Source organism: Streptomyces sp. NPDC048600 (assembly GCF_055587025.1).
This window is the reverse complement of sequence record NZ_JBVJGZ010000012.1, coordinates 36,389-60,818: the sequence shown is the minus strand read 5'-3', so window position 1 is coordinate 60,818 and position 24,430 is coordinate 36,389. Positions and strand designations below refer to the sequence as shown.

22 protein-coding genes are annotated in these 24,430 nt (G+C 73.3%); 7 read left to right on the top strand and 15 right to left on the bottom strand.

Annotation, left to right across the window (positions count from 1 at the left end; translation table 11 throughout):
- The first annotated feature begins 340 nt into the window (after positions 1–340).
- On the top strand, positions 341–2,206 hold the full coding sequence (locus ACZ6SQ_RS18095; protein WP_469563109.1) for an NAD-binding protein: 1,866 nt from the start codon (positions 341–343) through the stop codon (positions 2,204–2,206).
- Between the two features lie 549 nt (positions 2,207–2,755).
- On the opposite strand, the gene ACZ6SQ_RS18090 is transcribed toward ACZ6SQ_RS18095, so the two are convergent.
- Complete coding sequence (locus ACZ6SQ_RS18090; protein WP_469562803.1) at positions 2,756–4,546, bottom strand: S9 family peptidase; 1,791 nt, start codon at positions 4,544–4,546, stop codon at positions 2,756–2,758.
- A 126-nt stretch (positions 4,547–4,672) separates the two neighbouring features.
- Here ACZ6SQ_RS18090 and ACZ6SQ_RS18085 point away from each other — a divergent pair, with 126 nt between their 5' ends.
- Entirely contained in the window at positions 4,673–5,509 is an 837-nt protein-coding gene (locus ACZ6SQ_RS18085) for an SURF1 family protein (RefSeq protein ID WP_469562801.1), read from the top strand.
- A 48-nt stretch (positions 5,510–5,557) separates the two neighbouring features.
- On the opposite strand, the gene ACZ6SQ_RS18080 is transcribed toward ACZ6SQ_RS18085, so the two are convergent.
- The 7 genes from ACZ6SQ_RS18080 to ACZ6SQ_RS18050 form a co-directional block, all read right to left on the bottom strand.
- Positions 5,558–6,640: a hypothetical protein gene (locus ACZ6SQ_RS18080; RefSeq protein ID WP_469562798.1), complete on the bottom strand. Its 1,083-nt coding sequence runs from the start codon at positions 6,638–6,640 to the stop codon at positions 5,558–5,560.
- A 155-nt stretch (positions 6,641–6,795) separates the two neighbouring features.
- The gene (locus ACZ6SQ_RS18075; RefSeq protein WP_469563107.1) at positions 6,796–7,374 is read right to left on the bottom strand and encodes a SigE family RNA polymerase sigma factor; all 579 of its coding nucleotides are present in this window, start codon (positions 7,372–7,374) and stop codon (positions 6,796–6,798) included.
- A gap of 508 nt (positions 7,375–7,882) precedes the next feature.
- Positions 7,883–8,938, bottom strand: a complete 1,056-nt coding sequence (locus ACZ6SQ_RS18070; RefSeq protein WP_386386448.1) for an aspartate-semialdehyde dehydrogenase — start codon at positions 8,936–8,938, stop codon at positions 7,883–7,885.
- Positions 8,935–10,212 (bottom strand): aspartate kinase, encoded by a 1,278-nt coding sequence (locus ACZ6SQ_RS18065; RefSeq protein WP_386386450.1) that lies wholly within the window; start codon positions 10,210–10,212, stop codon positions 8,935–8,937. Before ACZ6SQ_RS18065 ends, ACZ6SQ_RS18070 begins: the two co-directional genes overlap by 4 nt.
- A gap of 348 nt (positions 10,213–10,560) precedes the next feature.
- Positions 10,561–11,217: a DUF5063 domain-containing protein gene (locus tag ACZ6SQ_RS18060; RefSeq protein WP_469562794.1), complete on the bottom strand. Its 657-nt coding sequence runs from the start codon at positions 11,215–11,217 to the stop codon at positions 10,561–10,563.
- Entirely contained in the window at positions 11,210–11,809 is a 600-nt protein-coding gene (gene recR, locus ACZ6SQ_RS18055) for a recombination mediator RecR (protein WP_386386453.1), read from the bottom strand. The genes ACZ6SQ_RS18060 and recR overlap by 8 nt, the downstream gene beginning before the upstream one ends.
- A 57-nt stretch (positions 11,810–11,866) precedes the next feature.
- Positions 11,867–12,205 carry a YbaB/EbfC family nucleoid-associated protein gene (locus ACZ6SQ_RS18050; RefSeq protein ID WP_469562790.1) on the bottom strand — a complete coding sequence of 113 codons (339 nt, stop codon included), beginning with the start codon at positions 12,203–12,205 and terminating at the stop codon, positions 11,867–11,869.
- Between the two features lie 310 nt (positions 12,206–12,515).
- Here ACZ6SQ_RS18050 and ACZ6SQ_RS18045 point away from each other — a divergent pair, with 310 nt between their 5' ends.
- Positions 12,516–13,268 (top strand): SLATT domain-containing protein, encoded by a 753-nt coding sequence (locus tag ACZ6SQ_RS18045; protein WP_469562786.1) that lies wholly within the window; start codon positions 12,516–12,518, stop codon positions 13,266–13,268.
- A gap of 64 nt (positions 13,269–13,332) precedes the next feature.
- Here the strand turns inward: ACZ6SQ_RS18045 and ACZ6SQ_RS18040 are convergent, their stop codons facing one another.
- The 4 genes from ACZ6SQ_RS18040 to ACZ6SQ_RS18025 form a co-directional block, all read right to left on the bottom strand.
- Positions 13,333–14,892, bottom strand: a complete 1,560-nt coding sequence (locus tag ACZ6SQ_RS18040) for a PstS family phosphate ABC transporter substrate-binding protein (RefSeq protein WP_469563104.1) — start codon at positions 14,890–14,892, stop codon at positions 13,333–13,335.
- Positions 14,893–14,990: 98 nt separating this feature from the next.
- Entirely contained in the window at positions 14,991–17,036 is a 2,046-nt protein-coding gene (locus ACZ6SQ_RS18035) for a serine/threonine-protein kinase (protein WP_469562783.1), read from the bottom strand.
- Between the two features lie 77 nt (positions 17,037–17,113).
- Positions 17,114–17,629 (bottom strand): MarR family winged helix-turn-helix transcriptional regulator, encoded by a 516-nt coding sequence (locus ACZ6SQ_RS18030; RefSeq protein WP_469562780.1) that lies wholly within the window; start codon positions 17,627–17,629, stop codon positions 17,114–17,116.
- On the bottom strand, positions 17,626–18,252 hold the full coding sequence (locus ACZ6SQ_RS18025) for a DJ-1/PfpI family protein (protein ID WP_469562777.1): 627 nt from the start codon (positions 18,250–18,252) through the stop codon (positions 17,626–17,628). Before ACZ6SQ_RS18025 ends, ACZ6SQ_RS18030 begins: the two co-directional genes overlap by 4 nt.
- A 176-nt stretch (positions 18,253–18,428) precedes the next feature.
- On the opposite strand from ACZ6SQ_RS18025, the gene ACZ6SQ_RS18020 reads away from it, so the two are divergent.
- The 3 genes from ACZ6SQ_RS18020 to ACZ6SQ_RS18010 all read left to right on the top strand — a co-directional run bounded on the left by ACZ6SQ_RS18020 (position 18,429) and on the right by ACZ6SQ_RS18010 (position 21,344).
- On the top strand, positions 18,429–19,787 hold the full coding sequence (locus ACZ6SQ_RS18020) for an aminotransferase class III-fold pyridoxal phosphate-dependent enzyme (RefSeq protein WP_469562773.1): 1,359 nt from the start codon (positions 18,429–18,431) through the stop codon (positions 19,785–19,787).
- A gap of 105 nt (positions 19,788–19,892) precedes the next feature.
- Positions 19,893–20,597 carry a GntR family transcriptional regulator gene (locus tag ACZ6SQ_RS18015; RefSeq protein WP_469562770.1) on the top strand — a complete coding sequence of 235 codons (705 nt, stop codon included), beginning with the start codon at positions 19,893–19,895 and terminating at the stop codon, positions 20,595–20,597.
- A 96-nt stretch (positions 20,598–20,693) separates the two neighbouring features.
- On the top strand, positions 20,694–21,344 hold the full coding sequence (locus tag ACZ6SQ_RS18010) for a phospholipase D-like domain-containing protein (RefSeq protein ID WP_469562767.1): 651 nt from the start codon (positions 20,694–20,696) through the stop codon (positions 21,342–21,344).
- Between the two features lie 9 nt (positions 21,345–21,353).
- On the opposite strand, the gene ACZ6SQ_RS18005 is transcribed toward ACZ6SQ_RS18010, so the two are convergent.
- The 3 genes from ACZ6SQ_RS18005 to ACZ6SQ_RS17995 all read right to left on the bottom strand — a co-directional run bounded on the left by ACZ6SQ_RS18005 (position 21,354) and on the right by ACZ6SQ_RS17995 (position 23,292).
- Positions 21,354–21,644: a DUF3303 family protein gene (locus tag ACZ6SQ_RS18005; protein WP_469562764.1), complete on the bottom strand. Its 291-nt coding sequence runs from the start codon at positions 21,642–21,644 to the stop codon at positions 21,354–21,356.
- Between the two features lie 64 nt (positions 21,645–21,708).
- Positions 21,709–21,903: a hypothetical protein gene (locus ACZ6SQ_RS18000; RefSeq protein WP_469562761.1), complete on the bottom strand. Its 195-nt coding sequence runs from the start codon at positions 21,901–21,903 to the stop codon at positions 21,709–21,711.
- A 105-nt stretch (positions 21,904–22,008) separates the two neighbouring features.
- Positions 22,009–23,292 carry an adenylosuccinate synthase gene (locus ACZ6SQ_RS17995; RefSeq protein ID WP_469562758.1) on the bottom strand — a complete coding sequence of 428 codons (1,284 nt, stop codon included), beginning with the start codon at positions 23,290–23,292 and terminating at the stop codon, positions 22,009–22,011.
- Between the two features lie 186 nt (positions 23,293–23,478).
- On the opposite strand from ACZ6SQ_RS17995, the gene ACZ6SQ_RS17990 reads away from it, so the two are divergent.
- Positions 23,479–24,345 carry a diacylglycerol kinase family protein gene (locus ACZ6SQ_RS17990; RefSeq protein ID WP_469562755.1) on the top strand — a complete coding sequence of 289 codons (867 nt, stop codon included), beginning with the start codon at positions 23,479–23,481 and terminating at the stop codon, positions 24,343–24,345.
- Positions 24,346–24,430 lie beyond the last annotated feature (85 nt).

The following is a 24,430-nucleotide window of genomic DNA, read 5'->3' as shown; positions in this document are numbered from 1 at the left end:
CCGTACCGGGCGCGCTCGCGGTGCCGCGACAGCGGGGCGAAGAACCGTTACTGCACACCGTTGCCGGACACCGCCGGACGCGAACCGGCCTCGCGCCCGGCGCCCCATGCCAGATCCAACGCCCCACACGCACGCCGGGTCGCGCGCCCACGCGCGGGATCACACGCCGCGACGAAGGCTCGAACCCACGTCCGGAAGTTCCTCCGCTCAGGCCCGCGCGCCCCCACGGCCCGGCGCGGGACGTTCGGTGTCTGCTGCAACCACCCCTGCGGGTAAGGCAGTCTGTCCTTTCGTGGGGACCGTTCCGAACCAGAGCGCGCCGGTGGGCGCGAGCGGGCAGATGGTGGTGTGCGGCGACGACGGACTCGCCCACCGGCTGGCCGCCGAACTACGTGTCGTCTACGGCGAGCAGGTCACGCTCGTCGTGCCGCCCGCCGGGCGCCGGGTGCGCCAGCCGGTCGTCGGCCGGGCCCGCGCGGCCTCCGCCGCGCTGCTGGACCGCATGGTCAACGCGGCCCGGGGCAACGGCGACAGCGGGGCCGCCGAGCGGGTGGTGGAGGCCGGTGAGCCGACCGAGGCGGTGCTCGCCGAGGCGGGCGTGGACCGCGCGACCGCCCTCGCGCTCGTGTACGACGACGACGAGACCAACATCCGCGCGGCCCTCACCGCGCGCCGGCTGAACCCGCGGCTGCGGCTCGTGCTGCGGCTCTACAACCGCCGGCTGGGCCAGCACATCGAGGAACTCCTCGACCAGGCGGCCGCGTTGGCGGCCGGCGCCGACTCCGACGGCTCCGTCGGCTCCGGCGCGCCCTCCACCGTCGTCCTCTCCGACGCCGACACGGCCGCCCCCGCGCTGGCCGCCACGGCCCTGGCCGGCACCAGCAAGGTCGTCCAGACCGAGGGGCTGATGCTGCGGGCCGTCGAACGGCCGCCGCCCGGCCCCGGGGAGGTCGCCGACCCGGGTCTCGCCACCCTCGCGCTGCTCTCCGCGACCCGCAACGACCCCGCCGGGGCGGACGGTTCGGAGGGCAGCGGCGAGCAGGGGCCGCGGCTGCTGCCCGACGCGGCGGCGGTCCGCGACGCCACCGGCCGCGGCACGGTCGTCCTGGAGCAGGTGTCCTACTCCGGCACCTCCGGCACGACCTCCGGGCTGACCGGCGTACGGTCCTTCGCCTCGCTCTTCTCCCGCAGGCTGCGCTGGTCCCTCGCCGGGGTGGTGGGCTGCGTACTGGCCCTCGCGGTGTCGTTGAGCGTCCTCACCGGCGACCATCCGCTGCACGCCACGTACGTGACGCTGCTGGACCTGTTCGCCATCAACGAGCCCGCGCTGAACCAGTCCACCGGCCGCCAGATCCTCCAGCTTCTGACAGGCCTGCTGGGGCTGGTACTGCTTCCCGTGTTGTTCGCGGCCGTCCTGGAGGCGCTCGGCGCGTTCCGCAGCACGTCGGGGCTGCGCAGGCCGCCGCGCGGGCTCGGAGGGCACGTGGTGCTGCTCGGGCTCGGCAAGATCGGGGCGCGGGTGCTGATCCGGCTGCGTGAGCTCGGCATCCCCGTGGTCTGCGTCGAGGCCGACCCCGAGGCGCGGGGGCTCGCGGTGGCGCGGCGGCTGCGGGTGCCGGTGGTGCTCGGTGACGTCACGCAGGAAGGGGTGCTGGAGGCGGCCAAGGTGCACCGGGCGCACGCCCTGCTCGCGCTGACCAGCGTCGACACCACGAATCTGGAGGCCGCGCTGTACGCCCGTTCGCTGCGGCCCGATCTGCGGGCGGTGCTGCGGCTGTACGACGACGACTTCGCCACGGCCGTGTACCGGACCCTGCGGGCCGCGCATCCGCAGGCGCTGACCCGCAGCCGGAGCGTCACGCATCTCGCCGCGCCCTCGTTCGCCGGGGCGATGTTCGGGCGGCAGATCCTCGGGGCGATTCCCGTCGAGCGGCGGGTGCTGCTGTTCGCCGCGCTGGAGGTGGCCGGGCATCCTCGGCTGGAGGGGCGGACGGTGGGGGAGGTGTTCCGGGCCGGGGCGTGGCGGGTGCTGGCGCTCGACACGGGGGCGGGGACGGAGGACTCGCCGGGGGCCGGGCTGGTGTGGGACCTCCCCGACGAGTACGTCCTCGGCTCCCACGACCGCGTCGTCCTCGCCGCCACCCGCCGAGGCCTGGCAGAACTCCTGGGCCGCCGCAGCCGCGAGGGTGAACCCCGCGTGCCCTGAGCGGGACGCAACGCCTGCGGCGCCCGAAGCCGGGCCCCCGCCCGGGCGCCGTCCAAGCCAGGCCGCGCCACGGCCGGGGTCACGGCGTCATCCGCACCCGGCGCTCACAGGGTGCCGCCGCGCCCACCCGTGCCGCCCTGGGGGTACCTCCCAGGCCCTTAAGGCACTGGGGGAGGCACGCATGCCCGAAGCGGCGGCGGCGCGCGGCCCGAGGCGACGGGCGACGGGAGGCCGCGTACGGCGGCAAGGGGACGGGGCGGGGGGTGTCCGCCCGCAGCGGCCGCCGTCAGACACCAGAACCCCCGCAGGAAACCGGAGCGGCGGACCGAGGACGGACACCCCCCGACTCGGCCCCGCACCCCCCACCGCGCGAGCGCCCGGCCACAGGCGGGCCCGCAGCCAGCGACGCAGACCGGCCACGCCCAAAAAGGGGCGCGGGGAACTGCGCGACCAGCCACGGGCGGCCCGCAGGCCAGCCACACGGACCAGCCACCCCCGAAAGCGGCACCGGTCGCCGTAGGACAGACGGCCCGTGGACTCAGGGACGGCTCAGGACAGGTGCGCCGCCGCGAAGGCCAGTTCGAGACGGAACTGTTTGATGCGCTCGTCCACGACCAGTGACCCGTGCCCGGCGTCGTAGCGGTACACCTCGTGCACCGCCCCCCGCGCCTCCAGCCGCTTGACGTAGTTGTCGATCTGCCGGATCGGGCAGCGCGGATCGTTCACCCCGGCCGAGATGTACACCGGCGCCTTGACCTGGTCGACGTACGTCAGGGGCGAGGACGCCTCGAACCGCTCCGGCACCTCCTCGGGCGTACCGCCCAGCAGCGTCCGGTCCATCGCCTTCAGCGCCTCCATCTCGTCGTGGTACGCCGTGACGTAGTCCGCGACGGGCACGACCGCGATACCCACGGCCCACGCGCCCGGCTGCGTGCCGAGGCCGAGGAGCGTGAGGTACCCGCCCCAGGACCCGCCCGTGAGGATCAGCCGCGCCGGGTCGGCGAGACCGGACGCGACCGCCCACTCCCGCACCGCCGCGATGTCCTCCAGCTCGATCAGCCCCACCCGGTGCTTCAGCGCGTCCGTCCAGGCCCGCCCGTACCCCGTGGAACCCCGGTAGTTGACGCGTACGACGGCGTAGCCGTGGTCCACCCAGGCCGCCGGCCCCGCCGCGAAGGAGTCGCTGTCGTGCCAGGTCGGCCCGCCGTGGATGTCGAACACGGTCGGCAGCGGACCGGTCGCCCCGGCCGGCTTCTGGACCAGGGCGTGGATACGGCCGCCGGGCCCCTCCACCCACACGTCCTCCACCGCGACGGAGCCGGGCGACTTCAGACCCGGCGGGTCCAGGACGACCCCGCCGGACGTCGACCGCACGGCGGAGGGCGCCGCCGCCGAGGACCACAGGTACTCCACGCTGCCGTCCGGCCGCGCGGTGGCCCCCGACACCGTGCCGGGCGGGGTGTCCACCCGCTCCAGCGACCGGCTCGCCAGGTCGTAGCGCAGCAGCTCGCTGCGCGCCTCGAAACCGTGCGCGATGAGCAGCCCGCTGCCGTCCGGGTACCACTCGGCGCTCACGTCACCGGGCAGCTCCAGCGCGAGGTCGGTCTCCTCGCCCGAGACCACGTCCCACACCAGCGGCTCCCAGCGGCCCCGCCGCTGATGCCCGACGAGCAGCCGGGTGTCCCCCTCGACGGGGGCGAAGCCCAGCACCTCCAGACCCAGTTCGACGGTGCCGCCCTTGGTGTCGTCCAGCTCGGCGACGGTCGTACCGTCCAGCCGCATCACCCGCAGCGCCGAGTGCATGGCGTCGCCGTGCTCGGTGTGCTCGAGGGCGAGCAGCGACCCGTCGTGGGAGAGGTCGCCGACCCCGGCGGACTCACGGTGCCGGTAGATCTCCACGGGGGCCTCGCCCGCCCGCGCGAGGTGGACGGTCGTGCCGTCCTCGTCCGTGGACCGCCCGACCACCGCGGTCGCGCCGTCCCGCCCGAGCGCCAGACCGGCCGGATAGGAGGCCTCGAGACCCGGTACGGCGATCTCGTCGGGCCCGCCCTCGAAGGGCTGCCGCCGCCAGACGCCGAACTCGTCGCCGTCCTTGTCGTCGAACCACCAGACCCAGGCGCCGTCCGGGGTGAGCACACCGTCCGTGGTGCCGTTGGGCCGGTCGGTGACCTGGCGCTGACCGCCGGTCGACCGGTCCCAGGCGTACAGCTCGTACGTCCCCGTCGCGTTCGAGACGAACAGGGAGCGGTGGGGGGCGTCCTCGGCCCAGTCGGGCAGGGAGACACGCGGTGCGCGGAACCGCTTCTCCCAGTCGGGCATGGCTTCTGCGTCGCTGCTCATGGCCCCTATCAAACCCGAGATCAGCACCCCTCCACACCACCTGGGTGATCAGGACCGCGAGGAACGGCCGGAAGGGTGCGGACCCCGCGACCGGCGCCGCCGCCCGGGCCCCGTACCGTGGACGGCGTGTACCGGTTCCTGCTGACGCCCCGCTGGTGGGGGATCAACGTCTTCGTGCTGCTCGCCATCCCGTTCTGCGTGTTCATGGGCTCCTGGCAGCTGGGCCGGTTCGAGGAACGGCTGGACAACCACCGCAGCGCCGGCGAGCGGGCGCAGGAGGACCGGCGGCAGCAGGCCCGGCCGCTGGCCGAACTGCTCCCCGTGGACAAGGCGACCTCCGGCGACCAGGCCACCGCCACCGGCCGCTACGCCCACCAGCTGCTGGTCCCGGACCGCGACCTGGACGGCAGGAGCGGCTACTACGTGCTGACGCTGCTGCGCCCCGACGAGGGCGGCAAGGCCCTGCCCGTGGTGCGCGGCTGGCTGCCCGGGACGCCCGATCCGGCGAAGGCCCCGGCCCCGCCGTCCGGCGAGATCACCGTCACCGGCGCGCTCCAGGCCTCGGAGACACCCGGCGACAACGGCGTGAGCGACCGGGGCGGCCTGCCGTCCGGGCAGACCGCCGCGATCAGCTCGGCCTCGCTGGTCAACCTGGTGCCGTACGGCGTCGAGGACGCGTTCGTCACCCTCAACCGGGGCGACTCCGGCATGACGGCGGTCCCCCCGAGGGCGGCGGCGCAGACCGGACTGGACGCCAAGGCGTTCCAGAACCTCGGCTACACCGCCGAGTGGTTCGTCTTCGCCGGCTTCGTCGTCTTCATGTGGTTCCGGCTGCTGCGCCGCGAGGCGGAGACGGCGCGGGACGCGGAGCTGGGGCTGCTGCCCGAGGACCCGCGGCCGACGGCCGCTCCCGGCACCCCGGCCACGGCGGACGACGCCCCGGCGCAGGACGTCCGGGCCTAGGCCCTGTCCCGCTGCCCCGGCATCCTTCCGTCGCCCGGATTTCAGGCCCTACGACCCCGACAGCATGCCCGTCCGGTAGACCGTCCCCGCGCAGGCGTCGGGCACGGTCGTGGACACGCTCGGCCCCCCGGCCTCGGCGGTGTAGGACACCCCGACGCTGCCCGCGGTGCCCCCGTCCTCGGTGAGGAGCTGCGTGGACATGCCCGGCTCCCCGGTCGTGGTGGTCCCCTCGGTGGTGCTGCCGGTGCTGTCGGTCGGGGTGGGCGTCGGCGTCGCTCCGCCGGTGTCGCCGCCCCCGGTGCCGCCGCCGCTGCCGGTCCCCGTGCCGCCGCCGGTGCCGCCGCCGCTCCCGGTGTCGGTGGAGCAAGCCTCGGAGGGCACCCAGGCGAACTTCACCTCGTAGGCCGCGCCGGGCAGCAGGACGAGCCGGCCGACCTCCAGGGAGGGGTCGGGCAGGCCGCCCGCCGCGTCCCCGGCGGCGTGGTTCGCGAGGGAGACGCGGGTGGGGTCGGTGGCGCCCTGTGCGACGGGGGTCACCGTGCCGGCGCCGCCGACCTGGCAGCTGCCGTCGGAGACGTTGGTGACGCGGAAGCCGCCGTAGACCGCGCCCGTGGAGTCGGGGGCGCCGGTCTGGCTGCTGGCGGAGAGCTGGTCCGCGGTGCACGCGGGCGCGTCCGCCTCGGCGCTGGCGGTCGGGTCGGCGCTGCTGCCCGAGCCGGGGGTGACGCCCTGCTCCTGCTCGTTCGAGGCGGTGTCGCCGTCGGGGCTGCCGTCGGTGCGTCCGCCGGTGCCGCCCCCGGAGGCGTCGCCGCCGCCCTGGCTCTCGCCCTCGCCCGCCCCGCCCTGGGCCGCCGAGCCGTGCCCGGCGATGGAGGGGTTGGCGTCGGGGCCGGCGACCCCGGTGACATGCACCAGCGCGGGCACGGCGGTGCCGAGGAACAGCGCGGCGGCGGCCATGCCGACGGCGGCCTGGCGCTTGCGCGCCCGGCGCGCGGGGACGGCCCGGCGCAGATGGTCGAGCGTGCCGTCGCGCGGTTCGACGTCCTGCACGGCGTCGTGCAGCATCCGGCGCAGGGCCAGCTCGTCCGACCCGAGCCCCTCGGAGCTCTGTTCGTCGAGATGGTCGTTCACAGTTCGGTTCCCAGCGTGCGGTTGCTTCGGCTCCTGCTCCGGTTGCGGAGCCCGGCCCGGCGCATGGTCCCCCGACCCATGACGTGACACGGCGTCCTCGCCGCGCTCCCTGCCCTCCCGGCCGTCCCGGCCGTCCAAGCTCTCGGCGTTCTCGCTCATTTCGTCGACGCCTCCATCGCGAGGCGCAGGGCCGCGATGCCGCGGGAGCCGTACGCCTTCACGGAGCCCAGGGAGATGCCGAGCGTCTCGGCGACCTGGGCCTCGGTCATGTCGGCGAAGTAGCGCAGCACCAGCACCTCGCGCTGACGGCGCTGGAGGCCCTTCATCGCCTTGATGAGGTCGCGCCGCTCCAGGGAGTCGTACGCGCCCTCCTCGGCGCTGGCCATGTCCGGCATCGGCTTGGAGAGCAGCTTCAGGCCGAGGATGCGGCGGCGCAGCGCGGAACGGGAGAGGTTGACGACGGTCTGCCGCAGATAGGCGAGCGTCTTCTCCGGGTCGCGGACCCGCTTGCGGGCGGAGTGGACCCGGATGAACGCCTCCTGGACGACGTCCTCGCAGGAGGCGGTGTCGTCGAGCAGGAGCGCGGCGAGTCCGAGCAGGGAGCGGTAGTGGGCGCGGTAGGTCTCGGTGAGGTGGTCGACGGTGGTGCCGGCGGCCACGGCCTCGTCGGCGCCGTCGCGCTGGCTGGGGATGCGGGCGGGCCGCGCTGCGGGCATGGGCGCGATCACCGGCATGCCGCGGGGCGCGCCGGACGCGCGGGGGCGTTGGGGCCGGCGGACGGGCGGCCGCAGGGCCGTGCCGCGCGGGGCCACACTGAAGTCGAGTACCTCTGCCACGCCAGTTGGACACGCTTCCCCCCGCGGGGGTTGTACGTGCCGGGCGTCACTTTTGCGCCGGCCGGTCTCCGTGACGGTGCGCCCGACAACGTTCTCACGCCGGCCGGCGCGGCCGACGGAGCCTCAGATGCCCACATGCGTCCCGCTCTTCCCCTATGTCCGAGCGAGCGGCCGTCCCCACGCCCGCTCTCGGCGTCCCCACGCCTGGATGAATGCGTCTCCACACCCGCAAGGGCGACCGCAAAGACGCTCCCCGCCCTCCGCGTGGTTGCGGTGGACGGGGAGAAAATCTTCGAACGCCCCCGGTATCCGGATCAAGTGGCCCGGACCATCGTCCGGATCACATGCTCACGCAGATCCTACAAATCGAACACAGAAGATCGACAGAGTTTTCGGGAGCGGGCGCCTACGACGGGAACTCCGCCGCGACCAGCTCGGCGATCTGGATGGTGTTCAGGGCCGCCCCCTTGCGCAGGTTGTCACCGCAGACGAACAGCTCCAGGGTGGTCGGGTCGTCCAGGGCCCGGCGCACCCGGCCGACCCAGGTCGGGTCGGTGCCGACCACGTCGGCGGGGGTCGGGAACTCCCCGGCGGCCGGGTTGTCGAAGAGCACGACACCGGGCGCGGTCGCGAGGATCTCGCGGGCGCCGGAGACGGTGACGTCCTGCTGGAAGCGGGCGTGGACGGTCAGCGAGTGCGTGGTGACGACGGGGACCCGTACACAGGTCACGGCGACCGGCAGCTTCGGCAGGCCGAGGATCTTGCGGGACTCGTCCCGCACCTTCATCTCCTCCGAGGACCACCCGTCCTCGCGCCAGGTCCCGGCCCACGGCACCACGTTCAGCGCGACCGGCTCGGGGAACGGCCCGGTGTCGTCCCCGACGGCCCGCCGTACGTCACCGGGGTGGGTCCCCAGCTCCGTACCGGCGACCAGGGACAGCTGCCGGCGCAGGGTGTCCACCCCGGCCTTCCCGGCCCCGCTCGCCGCCTGGAACGCGGTCACCACCAGCTCGCGCAGGCCGAACTCGGCGTGCAGCGCGCCCAAGGCGACGATCATGGACAGGGTCGTGCAGTTGGGGTTGGCGACGATCCCGCGCGGCCGCATCCGTACGGTGTGCGGATTGACCTCGGGCACCACGAGGGGCACCTCCGGGTCCATCCGGAAGGCCGCGGAGTTGTCGACGACCACGGCGCCGCGCGCCACGGCGACGGGCGCCCACAGCGCGGCGATGTCGTCGGGCACGTCGAACATCGCGATGTCGACCCCGTCGAAGACCTCCTCCGACAGCGCCAGCACCTCGATCTCCTCCCCGCGCACGGTCAGCTTGCGGCCGGCCGAGCGCGGGGAGGCGACGAGTCGGATCTCGCCCCAGACGTCCTTGTGGTGCGACAGGATCTGGAGCATGACCGTGCCGACGGCTCCGGTCGCCCCCACGACCGCGAGCGTCGGTCGTCCGGTCATCGCCCGGTGCCTCCATAGACGACGGCCTCGTCGCTGTCGGAGTCCAGTCCGAAGGCGGTGTGCACGGCGCGCACGGCCTCGTTGACGTCGTCGGCCCGCGTGACGACCGAGATGCGGATCTCGGAGGTCGAGATCAGCTCGATGTTCACGCCGGCGTCGGACAGCGCGGTGAAGAAGTCCGCGGTGACCCCGGGGTTGGTCTTCATGCCCGCGCCCACCAGCGAGATCTTCCCGATCTGGTCGTCGTAGCGGAGGGACTCGAAGCCGATGCCGGCCTTGGACTTCTCCAGGGCGTCGATGGCCTTGCGGCCCTCGGCCTTGGGCAGCGTGAAGGAGATGTCCGTCAGGCCCGTGGCCGCCGCCGACACGTTCTGCACGATCATGTCGATGTTGACCTCGGCGTCGGAGATCGCGCGGAAGATCGCGGCGGCCTCACCCGGCTTGTCCGGCACGCCGACGACCGTGATCTTGGCCTCGGAGGTGTCGTGCGCGACACCGGAGATGATGGCCTGCTCCACCGTCTTGTCCCCTTGCTTGATCGGCTCACTGCTCACCCACGTGCCCTGGAGCCCGCTGAAGCTGGACCGCACGTGGATCGGGATGTTGTACCGCCGGGCGTACTCCACACAGCGGTGGAGCAGCACCTTGGACCCGGACGAGGCGAGCTCCAGCATGTCCTCGAACGAGATCCAGTCGATCTTCTTGGCCTTCTTCACCACACGCGGGTCGGCGGTGAACACTCCGTCGACGTCGGTGTAGATCTCACAGACCTCGGCGTCGAGGGCGGCGGCGAGCGCCACGGCCGTCGTGTCCGAACCACCGCGCCCGAGGGTGGTGATGTCCTTGCTGTCCTGGCTGACTCCCTGGAAGCCCGCGACGATGGCGATGTTGCCCTCGTTCAGCGAGTCCCGGATGCGGCCCGGCGTGACATCGATGATCCGGGCTTTGTTGTGGACCGAGTCGGTGATGACACCTGCCTGGCTGCCGGTGAAGCTCTGGGCGCTGTGGCCCAGGCTTTTGATCGCCATGGCCAGCAGGGCCATGGAGATCCGCTCTCCGGCGGTCAGCAGCATGTCGAGCTCGCGCCCGGCAGGGATCGGGGATACCTGCTCGGCGAGATCGATCAGCTCGTCCGTCGTGTCGCCCATCGCGGAAACCACGGCCACCACCTGGTGGCCGTTCTTCTTCGCTTCCACGATCCGCTTGGCGACGCGCTTGATGCCCTCGGCATCGGCTACGGAGGAGCCTCCGTACTTCTGCACGACAAGGCCCACGTGCGCTCCTCGCTCAGTCCGTCGTTTTTCCCGCATATACGCCCGTGTACTGCGGGTCGGTTCAGTCTATCGAGCGCCCGAAATTCACCCTCGGGGTATCGCATGGTGAGATCCCGGCGCGCCGCTCAGGACCCTGCCCTGTGCGAGGCCCGGCACTCGGGAAAGTGGCTCAGCTCACTCGCGGGGTCGTGGGGGGGCGCAGGGCGGTGGCAACGGCGGAGGCGGCGGCCCGGTCCGGAGGGCCGCGCACGGTGACGAGAGTCCGGCCTGCGGGGATCGATGACGGGGACGTCGGTCGCGGGAACGTCGGCGGCCTCGGTCGTCACCTGCTGTGCGTCGCGCCGCGGGTCACTCCCGGCCGAGGCCCAGTGGGCCCGCGATCTCCTCCGTCATCACCCGGCCCGCCTCGAACTCCAGCGTCTCGTCGCCCATGGTCTGGTCGGTGTCGAGGCCGTCCAGTTCCTCGAGCGGCTGGTTGAGGCGGATGTGGGCGAGCACCGAGTGCAGTGCGCGCAGGGTCGCCGAAGCAGTGGAGCCCCAGTTGGAGAAGTAGGAGAACTGCCACCACCACAGGGCCTCGGTGGTGCGGCCCGCGCGGTAGTGGGCCATGCCGTGGCGCAGGTCGGTGATGACGTCGGTGAGGTCGTCCGAGATCCGGGCCGGGACGGGCGCCTTGCGGGGCTCGTAGGGGTCGAAGACCTCGGAGTAGACGTCGACCGGGTCCAGCATCCGGGCGAGGTTCTCACGGAGCTCGTCCACGTCCGGCTCGAAGCCGGGGTCGGGCTCGTAGCGCTCGTCGGGGACGATGTCCTCGTGGGCGCCGAGGCGGCCGCCGGCCAGCAGCAGCTGGGAGACCTCCAGCAGCAGGAAGGGCACCGCCGACTCCGGCTCGTCGCCCTTGGCCACCTCGGAGACCGCGACCAGGAAGCTTTCCACCTGGTCCGCGATCTGGACCGCGAAGTCGTCCGGGTTCTGGCCGGTCGCGTGCAGCGTGGCGTCAGACATCTAGAAGTCGTCTCCCCTCGAAGGCGCGGCCGAGGGTGACCTCGTCCGCGTATTCCAGGTCGCCGCCCACCGGGAGGCCGCTGGCCAGGCGGGTGACCTTGAGGCCCATGGGCTTGATCATGCGGGCGAGGTACGTGGCCGTGGCCTCGCCCTCCAGATTCGGGTCCGTGGCCAGGATCAGCTCCGTGACCGTCCCGTCGGCCAACCGCGCGAGAAGTTCTCGTATACGCAGGTCGTCCGGGCCCACGCCCTCGATCGGGCTGATCGCCCCGCCGAGCACGTGGTACCGGCCGCGGAACTCACGTGTGCGCTCGATGGCGACGACGTCCTTGGGCTCCTCGACGACACAGATCACCGTCGCGTCGCGGCGGGCGTCACGGCAGATGTTGCACAGCTCCTCCTGCGCGACGTTCCCGCACATCGCGCAGAAGCGGACCTTCGCCTTGACCTCCATCAGGGCGTGGGCGAGGCGCCGTACGTCGGCCGGTTCGGCCTGAAGCACATGGAAGGCGATCCGCTGCGCGCTCTTGGGACCGACGCCGGGCAGCCGACCCAGCTCGTCGATCAGGTCCTGGACCACGCCTTCGTACAACGGACTGCCGTCCTTCCTTGTGCCTTCACTACGTACGGTAGATGCCGTCCCCCTGTCTTAGAAAGGCAGACCGGGGATCCCGCCGCCGAGACCCTGGGCGAGCGGGCCGAGCTTCTGCTGCTGGAGCTGCTGGGCGTTCTCGTTCGCCGCGTGGACCGCCGCGACGATCAGGTCGGCGAGGGTCTCGGTGTCCTCCGGGTCCACCGCCTTGGGGTCGATGCGCAGCCCGCGCAGTTCGCCGGAGCCGGTGACCGTCGCCCGCACCAGACCGCCGCCCGCCTGGCCGTCGACCTCGGTCCTGGCCAGTTCCTCCTGGGCCTTCGCCAGGTCCTGCTGCATCTTCTGGGCCTGCTGGAGCAACTGCTGCATGTTGGGCTGGCCGCCACCGGGGATCACGATCTGCTCTCCTCTGTCGTCTCTGCGGACGGGGGCTTCTTCCCGTTCGGCACGAGCCTACGTGGTCGGCGAGGCCATCGCCCCGTCACTCTTTCGAGTGAGTCGGCTGTCGGTCCTATACCTGATCAAGGCCCACTTCCGGGCGGAAAAGCTGCGAAACCCTCCACTTCGCCACCCATTGGGCGGTAGGAAGGATCCGGCGCATCAGCATCACGTGTCACGTGAGCGCCGTCGGGGGTGTCCTCCACGCCGTGCGGACCGTGGGAGAGCGTCACGCACCGTGATCACCGTGATCAGTAGGGAGTGCCGGGTGGGTCAGCCGGAGATGCAGCCCGAGGGGCCGCCGCAGGACGGGCGCGGCGACGGTGCGGCGGCACTGCGGCCGGGCGATCTGACCGGCCGGATCTTTCCCCACGGGGACTGGGGGGAGCCCGCCGAGCGGCTCGACGAGCTGTACCGGTGGGTGGAGAAGGGTGCCCTGGAGACCGCCGCCTGGTATCTCGGCGACCGGGTGTGGAAGCGGCGGAGCGCCCGCGCGCTGCGGACGGGCGCGGCCGTGGGGGCGGTCGCCGGGGCGGCGCTGCCGCTGCTGGACCTCACGGGCGTGGTGGGCGGGGTCGCTCCCTGGGGCTATCTCGCCCTGCTGGTGGCGGTCGCCTGCGTGGGCGTCGACCGGTTCTTCGGCGTCACCTCGGGCTGGATAAGGGACGTGGCCACCGCCCAGGCCGTGCAGCGGCGGCTCCAGGCCCTCCAGTTCGACTGGGCCTCGGAGAGCGTGCGGGAGGTGCTCGGCCCCGCCGACGGCACCGCCGGGGAGGCCGCCGAGCGCTGTCTCGCCGTGCTGCGCCGCTTCTCCGAGGACGTCACCGAGCTCGTCCGCGCCGAGACCGCCGACTGGATGGTCGAGTTCCGTACGGGTCCGGCGCCCCTGGGCATCCAGTCCGCCGTCCCCGCCGGGGCCCGGCCGCAGGACACCAACGTCCTCAACGGCCGTTTCCCCCTCCCCCCGAACGGCCCGGCCCGCCCGAACATGCCCCGGCAGCGGCCGCCCGAGCCCAGGTGAGCGACGCCGGGCCCGGCACCCGGACGGGCCCGGCACGCGAGGCGCGCCCCCGCCCCGGACCTCGTCAGGCGCAGGCCTCCCGGCGGCTCGCGCACGGCAGATGGCCCTGGTCGCGGATCACCCGCAGGCTGACCGGCTCCGAGAGGTAGGCGAGGAAGGCGGCGGCCGGCGAGCCGGCCGGCGGCACGCCGTCGGTGTAGGCGTACTCCACGCCCCAGTACAGGTAGTGGCCCGAGTCGCGTTCGAGGCGGTCCACCGAGGGGGTCTCGCCGCCCAGCTCGACGCGGCGCACGCCCCGGTGGCCCTCCGCCAGGGTGAGCTCGCTGTAGCCGACCGCGCCCCGCTGCGCCGCCACCCTGTCCAGCACGGCCTCCGTCGTCGCCAGCTCGCAGCGGGTCACCGGGGCGTCCGGGCCGGGGGCGCGCGGCGGACGGCAGTCCAGCGAGGTGGTCGGCGCCATCTCCCACGCCCCGCTCAGCACCCGCTGCTGGAAGATCTGCCGCGTCCCCGAGTACGCGTCCCGGCTGACCAGCACCACCGGCACGTCCGGCAGCGCGGGGCTGCCCGGCCGGTAGCGGTTCAGCTCGCTCCAGCGGTGGATCTCGCCCCGGTACAGCCGGCTCACGTCCGTCACCGACAGACCGACCGGGCCCAGGTCCAGCCCGGCGTTCACCACCATCGTGAAGACGGACACCGCCACCGGGTCGCCGGTCAGCCCCAGACGCTCCCCCATCGCCCCGTCCGAGAACGCGATCACGGAGTCGGCCCGCTCCCCCGAGCGGCGGCCGAGCGCGGCCAGCTCCGCGACGCCCGCCTCGCTGCCCCGCGCCTCGACGGTGATGTCCGCGCCCTCGCAGTCCTTCTCGTACTGCTCGGCCAGCGTCTCGATCACCGGCGCGAACGCCGTCGACCCCGTCACCGTCAGTCCGCCCCGCTCGCAGCCGAGCGGCGGGTTCGTCCCACCCTGGCCGACGACGATCGCGGCGAGGGCCAGGACCGACACGGTCAGCAGGGCCGTGAACACCCGGGCCGGTGTGCTGAACAGCGGCGGCATCTCGTCCGGGGTGGCGCTGCGGTTGGGGTGCACCTCGCCGTCGCGCAGTCCGCCGCGCACCCGGATCTCCGCGCCCACGTCACCGCCCGACAGCAGCACGAGCAGCTTGAAGTGTTCGCCCCGGTTCAGCGGGACGCGCGGGATGCGCAGCACGTTGCCGTCGTAGCCGAAGCCGCGGGCCGGGGTGAAGTGGTCCATCAGATGGTCCGTGCCGGCCGGCTGGGTCACCGACACGCCCCGCACGAGGCGGTCGGTGAACACCGCGGTGAGGCCGTGCGGTTCCGGCCCGGTGTAGTCGTCGCCGTCGACGCCCTGGGAGCCGTCGTTCTCCACGCGCAGCAGCACCAGCGTCGCGTCGGCCATGACCGCGGCGTCGTCGAAGACCCCGAGCCGGACGTTGGGCAGGCCCGAGCGGACGTCGTCGCCTATCGGGTTGTCCATCTGGACGCGGTAGCCGATCCGCTTGCGCCGCGGCACCCGCCGCTCGTACCAGACCATCACGCCGGACGCGACGATGCCGAGAAGCGCGGTGCCCACGGCGACGACGTTCTCTGTGCTCAGCAACTCCACCGTGGGCGCCCCCGCCACTCCCCAGAACCTGACAGGGAGTCACGCTACGGCGGGCTGGCGGCGCGGTCCGCCGCCGTCCCCGGAAGTTCGCCCAAGCGTCATCCGCGGCGGTAGGTCAGCTCCTCCCCGGTGGACGTGTTCACCCGCCGCAGGGTGCCGTCGGACAGCAGCGTGACCTCGGAGGCCGCGCCGGGCGTGCAGGAGGAGGCGGGCTCGCCGACGGTGACCGTGGAGGGGCTGATCGCGAGCGGCCCGTCCGCGCCCGGCTCCTCGCTGAGCCGCGCCTCGAACACACAGCGGTAGGTGCCGCTCCCGGCGGGGCCCTCGGCGACCAGGGTCAGCACCGTGTCGCCGACCTCGCCCTGCCCGATGGTCAGTACGCGGGTGTTGTGGCCGCTCTCGTTGTCGATGGCCGCGGTCCAGGTGCCGACGTACTCCTCCGGGACGACGCCGTCGGCCGGGGCGGCGGAGGTCGGGCCGGAGGAGCCGGCGGACGGGGTGGGTTCGCCGGTGGTCGGTCCGGGGGTGGTGGGGGCGCCGGTGGCCGAGGGGGTGGGGCCGCCCTTGGCGTCGTCGTCGCCGTCGCCGCCGTTCATCAGGGCGTACACCGACCCGCCCGCGGCGAGCGCGACGACCAGGGCGACCGCGACGAGCACGGCGGTGGCCCGCCCGTTGCGGCGCCCGGGCCCGGGCTCGGGCTCGGGCGGCGGGGGGCCGTAGAGCGTCGGGCTCGTACCGCCGTGGGCGTTCCCGTGGGCGTTCCCGTGGCCGCCCCACGCCGGTGGCGCTGGGGGCGCGCCCCAGCCCGCGGCGCCTGGCCCGGGAGCGCCGTACCCGTGTCCGTCGGGGCCCGGCTGGGGATGGCCGTACGCCGGGGGCGGCGCGTACGCGGGATGCGGCGGGCCCGGCCGCGGCCCCGGCCCGGCGGCGGCCTGCGGGCGATCGGGCGGGGTGCCCGGCGGCGGCCCGAAGGGGGGCGCGGAGTCGTCACCGGCGGGCGCGTGCTCGGGCGAGGCGGGAGGGACGGCGCCCGGGGCACCGTGCGCACCGGCCGGTGAAGCGCCGGGCACGGGCGGGAGAGCACCCGGCGCTCCACCGGCCGGGAAGCCCCCCGGGAGCGCCGGGAGGGCAGGCGGTGCGGCGGGCGCGCCGGGAAGCGCGGGGGCACCCGCACCGCCCGGCGGCAGCGCGGGGGCACCGGGACCCCACGCGGCGACCGGCACCTCCGGATCCTCCGAGTCCAGCAACTGCACCGCGTGGCGCCCCAGTTGGGCCACCAGGGCGCCCGGCAGCCACGGGTCGCGCGACCGGCCGTCGGACACCGTGTCCTCCGCCCCGGTGCGCTGGAGGATGTGGTCGAGGGTGGGCCGGGCCCCCGGGTCCTTCCTCAGGCAGTCGCGGACGAGGTCGGCGATCCCCTCGGGGACGCCCGTGAGGTCCGGCTCGTCCTGGGCGATGCGGAACATCAGCGCGTGCACACCGCTGTCGGCGCCGCCGAACGGCAGGGTGCCGGTGGCGGCGTAGGCGAGGACGGAACCGAGGCAGAAGACGTCGCAGGCCGGGGTGATGCGGTCGCCGCGGACCTGCTCGGGGGCCATGAAGCCGGGCGACCCGATGAGCGCGCCGGTCCGGGTCAGCCCCGCGTCGGTGACGGTCTCCAGGGCGCGGGCGATGCCGAAGTCGATGACCCGCGGCCCGTCGATGGTGACCAGCACGTTGGACGGCTTCAGGTCCCGGTGGACGATCCCGGCGGCGTGGATGTTCCTGAGCGCGTGCGCGAGACCGGCCGCGAGGATGCGCACCGACCGCTCGGGCAGCGCCCCGTGGTCGTGCCCGACGACCCGCTGCAGGCTCGGCCCGGCGACATAGCCGGTGGCCACCCACGGCACCTCGGCCTCGGTGTCGGCGTCCAGCACGGGCGCGGTCCAGTACCCGCCGACCCGCTGGGCGGCCCGCACCTCCTGCCGGAACCGCTCCCGGAACTCCTCCTGGGCGGCCAGGTCCCGCTTGACGAGCTTCACGGCGACCGTGCGCCCGCGGTCGGACCGGGCGAGGTACACCTGCCCCATCCCGCCCGCGCCCAGCCGTGCCAGCAAGCGGTACGCGCCGATCCTCAGTGGATCTCCCGCCCCGAGCTTCTCCACCGCAGGCCCTCCCCCGGCCACGCCAGTGCGACAGCCCCACGATAGTGCGGCAAACGGCGAGGTGAACGGCCCGGTGTCTACGGTTCCGTAACAGCCGGTGCGCTCGTCGCCGCGCCCGCGGCCGGATGCCTCCCCGCGTCCGCCCCGGCACCGGGCCCCATCTCCTCCAGCACCCTCGACAGCCGCTCCAGCGTCTCCACGGCCGCGGCCAGCTCGCCCTCCCCGAAGGCCGCCGCGAGCCGGTCGGCGAAGGCCGCGTGACCTGGGTCGATACGGCCGACCGCGGCGAACCCGGCCTCGGTCGGCGCGAGCAGCTTGGCGCGGCGGTGCGCCGGGTTGACGCGGTACTCGGCGAGCCCGCGCTCCACCAGCAGGTCGGCCACGCGCTGGACGCTCTGCCGGGTGATGCCCATGGCCCGCGCGATGCCGGACACGGGCAGCGGCTCGCGCAGCACCGCGCCGAGCACCTGCCACCAGGCCGCCGTCAGCCCGGCGGGCGCGGCCAGTTCCTCGGCGATGCCCAGGAACTGGCCGTTGAGCCGGAACACACCGAGCGCCGCGCGGCTGAACAGGTCCTGGCGTTCCCTGCTCACGCCGCGCCCGCCTGCTCCAGGACCGCGTAGGCCTCGGCGTCGGAGTCGTGGAACAGCCGGTACCAGGCGTCGAGCACCTCGCCGTCGAAGACGCCGAGCAGACGCAGGATCTCCCGGGCGAAGGCGACGGGTTCGGTGGGGCCGGCGGTGACGAGCGCGCCCGCGCCGGACCGGTCGGTGACCGCGTCCGTGTCGGCGTACCGCTCGCCGCCGCCGTAGCCCGTGGCGGCCAGGTAGAAGGAGACGGCGCTGGTGTGCGCGCGGTCGTCGAGCAGCCCCTCGCGGGCGAGCCCCGCGGTGGCGCCGCAGATGGCGGCGACGGGGACGCCGGCGGCGAGGAACTCGCGCGCCTTGCGGGCGAACGGGGCCAGGTCGTCGGAGGTGTCCCAGAGGTCGGCGCCCGGGAGGATCAGCAGCGCGCTGTCCTCGGGCCGCAGCGCGTCGAGCGCGAGGTCGGGCCGTACGCGCAGTCCGCCGATGCTGCGGACCTCCTTCTCCGCGGCCCCGACCGTGCGGATCTCGTGGCCGCCCCGGGCCAGGTGGGCGGTGGCGTGACCGGTCTCCCAGTCGGCGAAGGTGTCGTAGACGGCGTGGTGCACGGGCTTGCGGACGGCGGTGCTCATGGTTCCTCCTCCGGGCCGTTCTGCTGATGACAGAAGACTGTCATGTCGACAGCTTCCTGTCAACCATTCCCGGGACTCGGTCACACGGCCTGCTCGACAACCTGTCGCGGAAAGCCCCGGCCCGCAGACAGGACGCCCATACCGGTTCCGCATCGCGGACATTTACGCTCCCCGGCATGACCCCTCAGCCCAACCCCGAAGCCGGCGCCGCAGTGAAGGCCGCGGACCGCGCGCACGTCTTCCACTCCTGGTCCGCGCAGGAGCTCATCGACCCGCTCGCCGTCGCCGGCGCCGAGGGGTCGTACTTCTGGGACTACGACGGCAGGCGGTACCTCGACTTCACCAGCGGGCTCGTCTACACCAACATCGGCTACCAGCACCCCGAGGTCGTCGCCGCGATCCAGGAGCAGGCCGCGAGGATGACCACCTTCGCGCCCGCCTTCGCGGTCGAGGCCCGCTCCGAGGCGGCCCGGCTGATCGCCGAGCGCACCCCGGGCGACCTGGACAAGATCTTCTTCACCAACGGCGGCGCCGACGCGATCGAGCACGCGGTGCGCATGGCCCGGCTGCACACGGGCCGCCCCAAGGTGCTCTCCGCCTACCGCTCGTACCACGGCGGCACCCAGCAGGCGATCAACCTCACCGGCGACCCGCGCCGCTGGGCCAGCGACGGCGCCGCGGCCGGGGTCGTGCACTTCTGGGCGCCCTTCCTGTACCGCTCCCGCTTCTACGCCGAGACCGAGGAACAGGAGTGCGCGCGGGCGCTGGAGCACCTGGAGACGACGATCGCCTTCGAGGGGCCCGCGACCGTCGCCGCGATCGTCCTGGAGACCGTCCCGGGCACGGCCGGGATCATGGTCCCGCCGCCGGGCTATCTCGCCGGGGTGCGCGAGATCTGCGACAAGTACGGCGTCGTCCTCGTCCTCGACGAGGTCATGGCCGGGTTCGGGCGGACCGGTGAGTGGTTCGCCGCCGACCACTCCGGCGTCGTGCCGGACCTGATGACCTTCGCCAAGGGCGTGAACTCCGGCTACGTCCCGCTCGGCGGTGTCGCCATCTCCGGGAAGATCGCCGACACCTTCGCCAAGCGCCCCTACCCGGGCGGTCTCACCTACTCCGGGCACCCGCTGGCCTGCGCGGCCGCCGTCGCGACCATCAAGGTCATGGCCGAGGAACGCGTCGTCGAGCACGCCGCGCACCTGGGCACGACCGTCCTGGAGCCCGCGCTGCGCGAGCTGGCCGAGCGGCACCCGAGCGTCGGCGAGGTCCGCGGCCTCGGCATGTTCTGGGCGATCGAGCTGGTCCGGGACCGGGAGACCCGCGAGCCGCTGGTGCCGTACAACGCCGCCGGGGAGGCCAACGCGCCGATGGCCGCGTTCGCCGCCGCCATGAAGTCCGGCGGGGTCTGGCCCTTCGTGAACATGAACCGCACCCATGTCGTGCCGCCCTGCAACATCACCGAGGCCGAGCTGAAGGAGGGCCTCGCCGTGCTGGACGCCGCGCTCTCGGTCGCGGACGAGCACACCCGGGTCTGACCCCGGCCCGAACGCGTAAGGTGGCGTGCTCACCGACGTGTCCGTACGGGCGTACGGACGCGCGCGGGCACGCCACCACCACGTGACGAGGGAGACACACCGACCATGTCCGGCAGCAGCGGCACCGGTGCCGCCGTCACGCGCAGCACCCTGCGGCAGCAGATCGCGGACGCGCTCCGGGACGAGGTGCTGGCGGGCCGGCTTCGACCGGGACAGGCCTTCACGGTCAAGGAGATCGCCGACCAGTACGGCGTCTCGGCGACCCCCGTGCGCGAGGCGCTGGTCGACCTGTCCGCGCAGGGCCTGCTGGAGGCCGACCAGCACCGCGGGTTCCGGGTGCGGGAGTACTCGCTCGCCGACTTCCGCGGGCTCGTCGAGGCCCGCAGCCTGGTCACCGACGGCATGTTCCACGCGCTCGGCAAGGGGCACCGCGGCTTCCACGACCCGGCCGACCCGCGCACGGCCGCCGCGCTCGCCGGGGTGCGCCGCCGCGGCGAGGAGGCGCAGCGGGCCGCGACCGCGGGCGACCTGATCGTCCTCATCGGCTACGACCTGCGCTTCTGGCGCGAGCTGTGCGCCCTGTACGGCAACGACTACCTCGGCGACTTCCTCCACCGGCTGCGTGTGCAGTCCTGGGTCTGCGCGGTCCAGCGGCTGCGGGGGCTCCCCGACCTGCGCGGCCGGCTGTGGGCCGGGCACACCGAACTGGTCGACGCCCTCACCCGGCGCGACACCGACACCGCGCGGGCCGTCGTGGCCGCGTACAACGCGCACTCGCTCGCGCTCATCGAGGGCGCGGCGGGGGACTGAGCGGGCGCACGCGGGGAACCATCCGTGCACCACACCGATTAGGCTTCCCGAGCGAGCCGCTGCACCCCGTACACCGTTCCGAGCGAGGAGCCTTCTTTGGCCTGTGACCTGTGGCTGGTACCTCTCGTCGACGTGTTGTGCCACACCCCGGACAACCCGTTCGCCGACGAACTCGCGCAGTACAACCGGGTGCTGGCCGAGGCCGGGCACCCACCGGTGCCGGTGTACCAGTACATGCCCGGGCTGTCCGGCGACGTCGCCCCGGTGGCCGGCTTCGACTACGACGCGCTGCATTTCCTGCGCCGCGTCTATCTGCTCCAGATGTGCGGACTGCCGGTCACGCCCGTGGACGAACTGGGCGGCGACTACGAGCAGTTGCTGGAGATGTTCGAGACGACGGCCCAGCAGTCGCACCTGGTGTGGCACTACGACCACGCGGGCGCGTACATCCCCGTCGACTTCCCCCACCCGCTCTCCGACGAGGACATGCTGGCCGGCGGTGGCCCGCTCGGCTCCTCCCAGGCCCTGCTGCGCGAGCTGGAGATGATCGCCCCGGCCATCGGCATCGACCCGGCCAACCCCCCGGCAACGCCCCAACCCCCGGGCAACCCCACCGGCTTGGAGGAACCGGCGATCCCCGCGCCGTACGACCCGAGCCCCTTCGCCCGCGAACGGCACGTCTGGCTGGGCCTGCACGCCGCGGCGACCCGTAGCCTCGCCCAGGGTTCGATGATCGTCTTCAGCTGAGCCGCGCCGTCAGCCGAGCTGGGCCAGGCCCTTTCGGAGGTCCTCGACGTTCATCACGGGGGTGTACTGCACCTCCGCGCCCAGTTCCATGAAGAACGGCTCGGCCAGCTTCGGCATGTCCGAGCTGTCCTGGATGTCGAAGACGAGGTAGCAGGTCCGCTTGCCGCCCTCCACGCCGAAGTAGGCCGCCTCGGGCCGGATCTTCTCCAGATGCGCCTTGAGCAGGCCCTCGATCTTCCCGTTGCGGATGAGCTCGTTCGACTTCTCGGTGTCCATCGAGGCCTTGAAGAGCATACGCATGGCAGCCACCTCTCCGTTTTCGATCACCCCTCCGCAATTTCACCCTATGCCCGGTGCGCGAGGTTCACCCGATGAGCCGGATCTCCGGCGGCCACAGCACCCCGTCGGCCAGCAGCAGGGCCGGGCCGAGGTGGACGGGGCACACGTGCAGCGCGGGGCGCCGGTGGCGGAGGACCTCGAAGCGGGCCCGCTCGCCGCAGTCGGTGCCCCGGACCTCTCCGCCGTACGGGCCCTGGCACGGCGCCTCACGGAGGGGCATGACCCGATTGGAACACGGAACGGGCGCCCCCGCTTGCCGGGAGCGCCCGCACGTGCATCGGCCCGAGAGGGCCGCGGCACCAGAGGTCCGCGGCCGTGTCCCGGCCTACAGGAACGAGTTGATCTCGATCGTCTCGTCGCGGCCCGGGCCCACGCCGATCGCGGAGATCGGGGCGCCGGACATCTCCTCCAGCGCCTTGACGTAGTTCTGGGCGTTCTTCGGCAGGTCGGAGAACGACTTGGCCTTGGTGATGTCCTCGGACCAGCCCGGCAGGGTCTCGTAGACCGGCTTCGCGTGGTGGAAGTCGGACTGCGAGTAGGGCAGTTCCTCGACGCGCTTGCCGTCGATCTCGTAGGCCACACAGACCGGGATCTGCTCCCAGCCGGTGAGGACGTCGAGCTTGGTGAGGAAGAAGTCCGTCAGGCCGTTGACCCGGGTCGCGTAGCGGGCGATCACCGCGTCGAACCAGCCGCAGCGGCGGTCACGGCCGGTGGTGACACCCCGCTCGCCGCCGATCCGGCGCAGCGCCTCGCCGTCCTCGTCGAACAGCTCGGTCGGGAACGGACCGGCGCCGACGCGGGTGGTGTACGCCTTCAGGATGCCGATGACCCGGCTGATCTTCGTCGGGCCCACGCCCGCGCCCGTGCAGGCGCCGCCCGCGGTCGGGTTGCTGGAGGTGACGAAGGGGTACGTGCCGTGGTCGATGTCCAGCAGCGTGCCCTGGCCGCCCTCGAACAGGACGACCTTGTCGTCGTCCAGCGCCTGGTTGAGGACCAGGACCGTGTCGGTGACGTACGGAGCGAGCTTCTCCGCGTAACCGAGCAGCTCCTCGACGACCTGGTCGACGGCGATCGCGCGCCGGTTGTACAGCTTGGTCAGGAGCTGGTTCTTGCCGTCGAGCGCCGCCTCGACCTTCTGGGTCAGGATCGACTCGTCGTAGAGGTCCTGGACCCGGATGCCGACCCGGTTGATCTTGTCGGCGTAGGTCGGGCCGATGCCGCGCCCGGTGGTGCCGATCTTCCGCTTTCCGAGGAAGCGTTCCGTCACCTTGTCGACGGTGACGTTGTAAGGCGTGATGATGTGCGCGTTGCCGCTGATGAGGAGCTTGGACGTGTCGACGCCACGCTCGTTGAGCCCGCTCAGCTCGGAAAGCAGGACCGACGGGTCGACGACGACGCCGTTGCCGATGACCGGGGTGCACCCCGGCGAGAGGATGCCGGAGGGGAGAAGGTGAAGGGCATACTTCTGGTCGCCCACGACGACCGTGTGGCCGGCATTGTTGCCGCCCTGGTAACGGACCACATAGTCGACGGATCCGCCGAGCAGGTCGGTTGCCTTGCCTTTACCCTCGTCACCCCACTGAGCACCGAGCAGCACAAGTGCGGGCACGCGCGTACACCCCTTCCGGGCGGGGCATGTCCAAGGTCAGGGGCGTACGCGACACGGCTGTGCCTCGTACCCCGGCGACCTTCGTCGGCCGCAACCCGTCGGACCGGATGCCCCGGAATAGACGAAGCCCCTGGCGCAATAGCGCAAGGGGCTCTTGCACAAAGATGCTACCCGAGGAAGCGAGGCATGGCCGAGGTGGCGACTTTCGCGACGTCCGATCAGCTGCTGGTGGTGATCGATCCGGTCGCCCGGAGGATGGACGGAGAGTCCGTACGGATCGCGAAAGACGTGCTCAGCGCGGGTGCGGCGACCAAGGTGTGCCTCCCGGACGGGCCGGACGAGTTCGCCCGTGCCCTGGCGCGCCGCGGCTCGCGCCGCCCGGTCGTCGTCGGTGACGACAGCGCCCTGGTCCGCGCGGTGTCCCTGCTGCACCGGCGGCGGGAGCTGACCGACTGCGTGCTGTCGGTGGTCCCGGTCGGGGCGATGCTGACGCTGGCCGGTTCGCTGGGCGTGCCGACCGGGGCGGTGGCCGCCGCGCGGGCCGCGCTGGACGGGATGGAACGGCGGCTGGACGTCCTGGTCGACGACAGCGACGGGGTGGTCCTCGGGGGGCTGCGGATCCCGCCGGTCCACGCGGTGGGCGCGGGTGCGGGAGCGCCGGAGGGCGCGGAGAGCGGTGTGCCGTGGCTGCGGTCGGCCCGGTCGCTGGTGCGGGCGCTGGGGGCCACCCGGCCGTCCCGCGAGCCCGCCGTCGCGCCGCCCGCGGCGGGTCCGGCGCGGCTGCGGGTCGAGGTCGACGGGGTGACCCTGGTGGACCTGGACCAGCCGGTGCGGGAGGTCGCCGTGGCGCCGGGTCCCGTCGGGTCGGCCGCCGTGGAGATTCATCCGGTCTTGGTGGGCGCGGAAGCCGTGCCCCTGCGCGCGACGGGCCGCCAGATCACCGTCTCCGGCGCCGACTTCCGCTACCGCGCCGACGCGACGGTCTCCGGCCCGGTCCGCCGCCGCACCTGGACCCTCAGAGAGGGAGCGCTGGGCCTGATGCTCCCGGGCTGACCCGCACACCGGCACAGGGACAGCCGCCGACGGCGGTCGGCGGCGGTCGGCGGCGGTCGGCGGCGGTCGGCGGCGGTCGGCGGCG